Here is a 1,171-nt window from a genome sequence, read left to right as displayed (position 1 = left end):
TGGTGAGAGAATCGTGATCTTCTCCACCAACGCATTGAATAGGTTATCATCAAATTGTTCCAGTATATCTTGCTGTGAGCTTAGGATTTGAATAATCTCATACACACGCTCCTTAATTTTTCCCTTCTGATCCTCTTCCTCCTCTAATATCAGCATCTGTTGCCGTAGCTCGTTTAGCTCGCTGGAAAGTCTGTTCGTTTCTTCATTATATACAATCTCATCAATCTGATTCCGTAGCTTAAGATTCACTAATTCCTTCAAGTCGGATTTCAATTGTTGCATCTGTCCTTCGATATCCAATAGCGGTTCTTGCCCTACTTTGCTGGAAAGCACCGATTCAATATTGGCTTTCAACGTCTTCATGAATCCTTTCTTATTCTCATACATCCGGTTGAACAATCGTACAAACGCGGAATGTAAAACTTGTTCATCAACCGATTTGGCATCACAGGCTACTTTCCCTTCATTGACATACGTTTTGCATTGCCATACCACTTTTTTGGATGGATTATTGCTGTTCCAGGTTCGGCGCTTAAAAATAGCTCCGCAGCATCCACAATATACTTTGCTACTGAGTGCATATTTACTGGAGTATCTTTTGCTCTCCCCCATGACACTCCCTTTCAGCTTGGCACGGCGTGCCTTCTCTTTTTGTACCGCCTCGAATATTTCCTTCGAGACAATCGGTTCATGGTTGTCCTCAATTAAATATTGCTGCTCCTGTCCTTTATTCCTTATTCGTTTGTGGGTTAGAAAATCTACCGTTACCGTCTTTTGCTGAAGCAAAGCTCCGTAATATTTCTCATTGGTCAGAATTAAGGTAATGGAGGAATCCCACCACGTATCGCCACCCGTGACTGTTTTAATCTTATCTCGCATCAATCCTCTGGCTATCGCCTGATAGCTTTTGCCGTCTAGATACTCCTCATATATGCGCCGCACAATCTCTGCTTCTGGCTCGTTAATCACCAATTCACCATGTTCATCCTTATCATAGCCGAGGAAGCGAGTGGTGTTGCAGAAGACTTTGCCGTTTTGGAAGCCACGTAGTATGCCCCATCGGCTGTTTTCCGAAATGTTTCGACTCTCGTCTTGTGCAAGTGAGCTCAGAATGGTCAGCAATACCTCACCTGTGGTATCCAGTGTATTAATATTCTCCCGTTCAAAGAAT

Annotated in this window: 1 protein-coding gene; it reads right to left on the bottom strand. The window is 43.0% G+C overall.

Annotated elements, in window-relative coordinates; translation table 11 throughout:
- A partial coding sequence (locus L693_RS0112540; RefSeq protein WP_025717542.1) for a recombinase family protein occupies nt 1–1,171 on the bottom strand: 1,171 nt, incomplete at both ends.

Source organism: Paenibacillus sp. 1-18 (genome assembly GCF_000520755.1).
Classification (GTDB): Bacteria; Bacillota; Bacilli; order Paenibacillales; family Paenibacillaceae; genus Paenibacillus; species Paenibacillus brasilensis.
The sequence above is the reverse complement of the archived record's forward strand: the minus strand, read 5'-3'. Positions and strand labels throughout refer to the sequence as shown.